Source organism: Dyella sp. (assembly GCF_035508675.1).
Taxonomy (GTDB): domain Bacteria; phylum Pseudomonadota; class Gammaproteobacteria; order Xanthomonadales; family Rhodanobacteraceae; genus Dyella_B.
In genome coordinates this window covers 1-6,130 of sequence record NZ_DATJMN010000372.1, presented here as the reverse complement: position 1 = coordinate 6,130, position 6,130 = coordinate 1, and the positions used below count along the sequence as shown (strand labels likewise).

At 63.5% G+C, this 6,130-nt stretch carries 6 protein-coding genes; 5 read left to right on the top strand and 1 reads right to left on the bottom strand.

Annotation, left to right across the window (positions count from 1 at the left end; all coding sequences use genetic code 11):
- The 4 genes from putA to VMA74_RS19930 form a co-directional block, all read left to right on the top strand.
- Window positions 1-2,477 (top strand): bifunctional proline dehydrogenase/L-glutamate gamma-semialdehyde dehydrogenase PutA (gene putA / locus VMA74_RS19945; protein WP_325370198.1); only part of this gene is annotated, 2,477 nt, incomplete at its 5' end.
- Window positions 2,478-2,586: 109 nt separating this feature from the next.
- On the top strand, window positions 2,587-3,342 hold the full coding sequence (locus tag VMA74_RS19940) for a TlpA disulfide reductase family protein (protein WP_325370197.1): 756 nt from the start codon (window positions 2,587-2,589) through the stop codon (window positions 3,340-3,342).
- A gap of 109 nt (window positions 3,343-3,451) precedes the next feature.
- Window positions 3,452-4,528 carry an AraC family transcriptional regulator gene (locus VMA74_RS19935; protein ID WP_325370196.1) on the top strand — a complete coding sequence of 359 codons (1,077 nt, stop codon included), beginning with the start codon at window positions 3,452-3,454 and terminating at the stop codon, window positions 4,526-4,528.
- On the top strand, window positions 4,525-4,731 hold the full coding sequence (locus VMA74_RS19930; RefSeq protein ID WP_325370195.1) for a type II toxin-antitoxin system HicB family antitoxin: 207 nt from the start codon (window positions 4,525-4,527) through the stop codon (window positions 4,729-4,731). Before VMA74_RS19935 ends, VMA74_RS19930 begins: the two co-directional genes overlap by 4 nt.
- Window positions 4,732-4,756: 25 nt before the next feature.
- Here VMA74_RS19930 and VMA74_RS19925 read toward each other — a convergent pair whose 3' ends face one another.
- Window positions 4,757-5,143 (bottom strand): helix-turn-helix domain-containing protein, encoded by a 387-nt coding sequence (locus VMA74_RS19925; RefSeq protein WP_325370193.1) that lies wholly within the window; start codon window positions 5,141-5,143, stop codon window positions 4,757-4,759.
- Between the two features lie 94 nt (window positions 5,144-5,237).
- Between VMA74_RS19925 and VMA74_RS19920 the strand changes: the two genes are divergently transcribed.
- Window positions 5,238-5,984, top strand: a complete 747-nt coding sequence (locus VMA74_RS19920; protein WP_325370191.1) for a glucose 1-dehydrogenase — start codon at window positions 5,238-5,240, stop codon at window positions 5,982-5,984.
- Window positions 5,985-6,130 lie beyond the last annotated feature (146 nt).

Sequence of the window (6,130 nt, the reverse complement as noted above, 5' to 3'; positions counted from 1 at the left end):
CGCGCGGACCGTTCGCCAATCACACCGATGCACCCTCGATTTCGGTAAAGCTCTCCGCGCTGCATCCGCGCTACGAAGTGGCGAACCGCGAGCGTGCGCGCCGCGATCTCACCGCCAAGCTGCTGGAACTGTCACAGCTGGCGATGAAGCAGGGCATCGCGCTTTCCGTCGACGCGGAAGAAGCCGATCGCCTGGAGCTGTCGCTGGACATCATTGGCGATGTGTTTGCGCACCCGTCCCTGCAAGGCTGGAATGGCCTGGGCATCGTGGTGCAGGCCTACTCCAAGCGCACGCCGTTCGTGATCGACTGGCTGATCGAAACCGCGCGCGCCACCGGCCGCCGCTGGTACGTGCGGCTGGTGAAAGGCGCGTACTGGGATGCGGAAATCAAACGCGCGCAGGAGCTGGGCCTGGCCGGCTATCCGCTGTATACGCGCAAGCCCAACACCGACGTGTCGTACCTCGCCTGCGCGCGCAAGCTGTTCGATGCCGGCATCGAGCTGATCTATCCGCAGTTCGCCACGCACAACGCGCACTCCATCGCGGCCGTGCATCACATTGCGCACGGACGTCCGTTCGAATTCCAGCGCCTGCACGGCATGGGTACGGATCTGTATGCCGAAGTGATCGGCAAGCAGAATCTCAACGTGCCGTGCCGCGTGTACGCGCCGGTCGGCACGCACGAAGACCTGCTGCCCTACCTGGTGCGCCGCCTGCTTGAGAACGGCGCCAACACCAGCTTCGTCAACCGCGTGGTGGACGAAACCTTGCCGGTGCGCGATCTGGTGGCCGATCCCTGCGAGACGGTGCGCCGCTTCGCTTCGATTCCGCATCCGCGCATTCCGCTGCCGGTCAATCTGTTCGGGGACAGTTCGGCGCTTGCGCAGAACTCAAATTTTGTATCCAGGAAAAACTCCATGGGCGTCAACTTCTCCAACGACAACGAAATGAAAGCCCTCGCCGAGGCGGTCAACGCAAAGTCCGGTCCGTGGACGGCCGGCCCGCTGGTACCCGGCGGCGAGAGCAAAGGCCCCAGCGTGCAGGTGACCAATCCTGCCGATCGGCGCCAAGTTGTAGGCAGCTACGTAAGCGCCGATGCCGCATTGGCCGACAAGGCGCTGACCAACGCCGTGGCCGCGCAGCCGGGCTGGGATCGCCTGCCGGCCGCCAGCCGCGCCGCCATCCTTGAACACGCTGCCGAGCAGCTTGAAGCACGCCGCGGCGAATTCATCGCCCTGTGCGTGCGCGAAGCCGGCAAAAGCCTGCCCGATGCGATGGCCGAAATCCGTGAGGCGGCCGACTTCCTGCGCTACTACGCGGCGATGGCGCGGCGCCTGTTCGGCCATCCCGAACAGTTGCCTGGGCCGACAGGTGAGAACAACCAGCTGTTCCTCAACGGACGCGGCGTGTTCGTATGCATCAGCCCGTGGAATTTCCCGCTGGCGATTTTCCTGGGCCAGGTGTCCGCGGCATTGGCCGCCGGCAATAGCGTGATCGCCAAACCCGCGGAGCAAACCAGCCTGATCGGCTACGTCGCCATCAAGTTGCTGCATGAAGCCGGCGTACCGGTCGACGTGCTGCAGTATCTGCCGGGCGACGGCGCCGTGGTAGGCGCGGCGCTTACCAAAGATCCGCGCGTGGCCGGCGTGGCCTTCACCGGCTCCACCGAGACCGCCTGGGCGATCAACCGCACGCTCGCCGCGCGCAATGCGCCGATCGCTGCGCTAGTGGCCGAAACCGGCGGCCAGAACGCGATGATCGCCGATTCCTCCGCGCTCCCCGAGCAGATCGTGAAGGACGTGATCGCCTCCGCGTTCCAATCCGCCGGCCAGCGCTGTTCCGCGGCACGTGTACTGTTTGTGCAGGAAGACATTGCCGACAAGGTGGTCGGCATGCTCGCCGGCGCCATGGCCGAGCTGAAGGTGGGCGATCCGGGCCAGCTTTCCACCGACGTCGGTCCGGTGATCGACGACGACGCACTGAAAATTCTCATCGACCACGCTGCGCGCATGGACAAGGAAGCGAAAAAGATCGCCGAGGCCGAGCTTGATCCGGCCAATACCGCCAACGGCACCTTCTTCGCCCCGCGTGCCTACGAAATTCCCTCGCTCGATGTGCTCAAGCGCGAAATCTTCGGCCCCGTGCTGCACGTGATCCGCTGGAAGGGCAGCGAGCTGGCGCAAGTGGTCGACCAGATCAACCGCACCGGCTACGGCCTGACCCTTGGCGTCCATAGCCGTATCGACGACACCGTGGAATACATCCGCAGCCACGCGCGCGTCGGCAATTGCTACGTCAACCGCAACCAGATCGGCGCGGTGGTCGGCGTGCAGCCGTTCGGCGGCGAATCGCTTTCCGGCACCGGCCCGAAGGCAGGCGGCCCGCATTACCTGGTGAAGTTTGCAACCGAGCGTACGCTTACCATCAACACCACGGCAGCCGGCGGCAACGCTTCGCTACTGACGATCGGCGAATAAACCGTAGGTTGGGGTGAGCGCAAGCGAACCCCAACATCGCCATGCATATCGCCAGGTTGGGGTTCCGCAATATGCCACCCCAACCTGCACGACCACCGACAAGCACGTCATGCGACGAATAGCGATACTCATCTCGCTGCTAAGCCTGGCAGCCACCGCCTACGCCGCCAATGCCCAAGACGAGCAGCAGTTCGTCGCCTCCCTGCACCTAGGCGCTGCTCCTCAGCTGCGCTACCTCGACGCCAACGGCAAGCCGCTCGACTACGCCAGCTTCGCCGAGCAGATGCGCGAGGGCCGCCGCCACTACAGCATCAGCCGCGACACCCAGGCCGGCATGGCCGTGCTGCGCCTGCGCCCGGCCGGTGCGCGCGCAGGCGAACCGGGACGCTTTGCGTTCGGCCGCGGCGATCTCTTTGCGCCGTTTGAATTGCCGTCCCTGCGCGGCGGCACGCAACGGCTGAGCGACTTCCATGGTCGCTATACCTTGGTCAGCTTCTTCTTTGCCGAATGCGCGCCATGCATCGCCGAGGTGCCGACGCTCAATGCTTATGCGCGCGAGCACGGCGACATGAACTTCGTAGCCATCACCTACGAAAACGCCGACACCGCACGCCAGTTCGTGGCGCAGCACGGCCTCCGCTGGAACGTGCTGTATCACGGCCAATCGCTGACGGATACGCTGGGCATCGGTGTTTATCCCACCGTGATGCTGCTTGATCCAAGCGGCCACGTGGCCGGCTCCGCCGTCGGCATGTCGCTGAACGACGATCCCGCCAAACGCCTGGCCGACCTCGGCAACTGGGTCGAGCAATGGAAACGCGCCATGGCGGCACGCGCATCCAACGAAAAACCCACACGGCCGTAACACCGCCACCCCGCCTGCGCTGAACTTGTGCGCCGCGCTAACCAGGCCGGCGCTGCCCGTGCTAGAACACAACCCTGCGCCATGGGCTTGGCACGGGGGAAGGTTCGGCATGTCACAGGCGGCATTCGAATTACATACGCGGCACGCGGCATCTACCGTGATCGAGCCCGATCCGCGCGCCCAAGCCGCCGACATCCCGGCCAACGTGCTGGTCCACCTCACCGAGTTTGCCGCGCGCCACGGCATCGACAGCGAGCCATGGTTTGCCGGGCTGGGCATCGCCCGCCAGCAGATCAACGATCCCAGCCTGCGCGTGTCGTACCGGCAGGCGCGTACGATCATTTCCCGCGCGCTGCGGGCGATGCGCTTCCCGGCGCTGGGCTTGTTGATTGGCCGCAACGAATCCATCGGCAGCTTCGGCCTGCTTGGCCTGGCCATGATGACTTCGCGCAATTTCGGCGAAGCCATGAACGCCGGCATCGAAAACCACAAAATCTGCGGCAGCCTGCTCGATGTGGACTTTGTCGCAGTGGATGCGCAAACCGTCGGCGTGCAGGCATGGCCGCGCTACGGCGAAATCGAATTGCTGCCGTTCCTGTGTGAAGAACTGTTCGCCAGTTGCTTGGCCATCGCACGCGAACTGGTCGGTCCCGCACTCACGCCGCTACGCATCGAGTTGACCTACCCCTCGCCCATCTACGCGGCCGAGTACACGGCTACTTTCCAGTGCGACCTGCGCTTCGGCGCACAACACAACCGCATCGTAGTCGGCGCCGACTGGCTGGCCCACCCTCTTCCCGGCTACAACCCCCTGGTTTCCCGCCAGGCCTTGGCGTTATGTCACCAGCAGCTGCGCGGCACCAGCCCTTCCGACGAAATCGTCGTCTCCGTCGAACGCCTGTTGCGTAACCGCTTGCGCGAACATCCCCGCCTCACCGAAGTCGCCCGCACTTTGCACCTCAGCGAGCGCTCACTGCGCCGCCGGCTCGCCGAAAGCGGACGCATCTTTCGCGAAATCCACGACCGCGTACGTGCGGAACGCGCGTTGGAACTGCTGCATGCCGGTCAACTGAGCGTGGCGGAAATCGGCGTGGAACTTGGCTTCAGCGACCCGCGCGAATTTCGGCGTGCATTCAAGCGATGGACGGGAATGCCGCCGCAGGTGGCGCGGCGAAGTCTGCCTTGAATTACGATACCCAGACCATGATTCCATACAGCATTAACATCATTTGGTCTGAAGAAGACGCTGGCTATATCGCCAACGTAGCTGAACTCCCTGGCTGCTCCGCCTGGGGATCTACCGAAGCCGAGGCATTAAGTAACGTCAAGAGTGCCATCAACGCCTGGATAGAAGCTGCCAAAGCAGCAGGTAACGCCATTCCTTTCTGACTCGACCTTCCACTGGCCTGCGCACTCAGCCAGTTTTCTTCTTTGCGACCGATTTGCGTTTTGTGCCTTGCAAACGTCCCACCGCCTGAATCTGATGCGCTTTCATGATCGCCATGATCAAGCCGGGAAACCGCTGGTCGATCTCCTCGCAGCGTGTGGTATTGCGCATTTCCACGCCGTGGCGCTCGCTGCGGATCAGGCCAGCCTCGCGCAGGGCGCGGAAGTGTTGTGACAACGTGGACTTGGGAATGTCGCGGTCGCTGATCTTGAGGAAGTTGGAGCAGGTGGCGCCGCTGGAAATGGCCAGTTCGGCGTAGATGGCGGCACGCACGGGGTCGGACAGGGCATGGAGAATGCCCTCGACGGTGATGTTCTCAATGGATGGGTGAACCAGCGGCCGCATGATGCGCATTTTATCGGCCCTTGATTTCTAGTTCTATAGTTCATAAGTTACGAACTACAGGAATTCAGAACAGCTTCATCCCCACCTCACCAGGACATATCTCATGAGCAAGCTGAAAAACAAGGTTGCCCTCGTTACGGGCGCATCCAAGGGCATCGGCGCCGCCATTGCCAAGGCCTTGGCCGCGGAAGGCGCTTCCGTCGTCGTCAACTACGCCTCCAGCAAGGCGGGCGCGGATGCCGTGGTCAACGACATCGTGAAGGCCGGCGGCAAGGCGGTGACGGTGCAGGGCGATGTTTCCAAGGCCGCCGATGCGCAGGCGATCGTGGATGCCGCGATCGAGCACTACGGCCGCCTCGACGTTCTCGTCAACAACTCGGGCGTCTATGAGTTCGCGCCGATCGAAGCGATCACGGAAGAGCACTACGACAGGCAGTTCAACGTGAACGTGCGCGGCCTGCTGCTTGTCACCCAGGCCGCGGTAAAGCATCTGGGCGAAGGCGCCAGCATCATCAACCTCGGTTCTCTGGTGTCGCGCATCGTGCCGGAGAACACGGTGGTGTACACCGCCACCAAGGGCGCCGTGGATGCGATTACCGGCGTGCTGTCGAAGGAACTGGGGCCGCGCAAGATTCGCGTGAACGCGCTCAATCCTGGCATGGTGGAAACCGAGGGCACGCATGCCGCAGGCGCCATCGGTGGCGATTTCGAGAAATACGCGCTGGCCGCCACGCCCCTGGGTCGCATCGGTCAACCGAACGACATCGCATCGATTGCGGTGTTCCTGGCTTCCGACGACTCCTACTGGCTGACTGGCGAGCGTTTGTACGCCGGCGGCGGCGCACGCTGATCCCGTTCCTTTCAAGCGCACCGCATCGCGGTGCGCTTTTTCTTTGCCTATTGCCGATGCACGCTGCCGTCGCCAATGCCAAGACAGATGCGCGGCGATCGCGCACCGGCCACACGCAAGCCTTGCGGCGGGCGTGCCTTCACCAA

Excerpts from the sequence above, each read along its gene's own strand:
- VMA74_RS19920 (WP_325370191.1), top strand. The coding sequence starts at position 5,238 with ATGAGCAAGCTGAAAAACAAGGTTGCCCTCGTTACGGGCGCATCCAAG.
- VMA74_RS19935 (WP_325370196.1), top strand. The coding sequence starts at position 3,452 with ATGTCACAGGCGGCATTCGAATTACATACGCGGCACGCGGCATCTACC.
- VMA74_RS19925 (WP_325370193.1), bottom strand. The coding sequence starts at position 5,143 with ATGCGCATCATGCGGCCGCTGGTTCACCCATCCATTGAGAACATCACC.
- VMA74_RS19940 (WP_325370197.1), top strand. The coding sequence starts at position 2,587 with ATGCGACGAATAGCGATACTCATCTCGCTGCTAAGCCTGGCAGCCACC.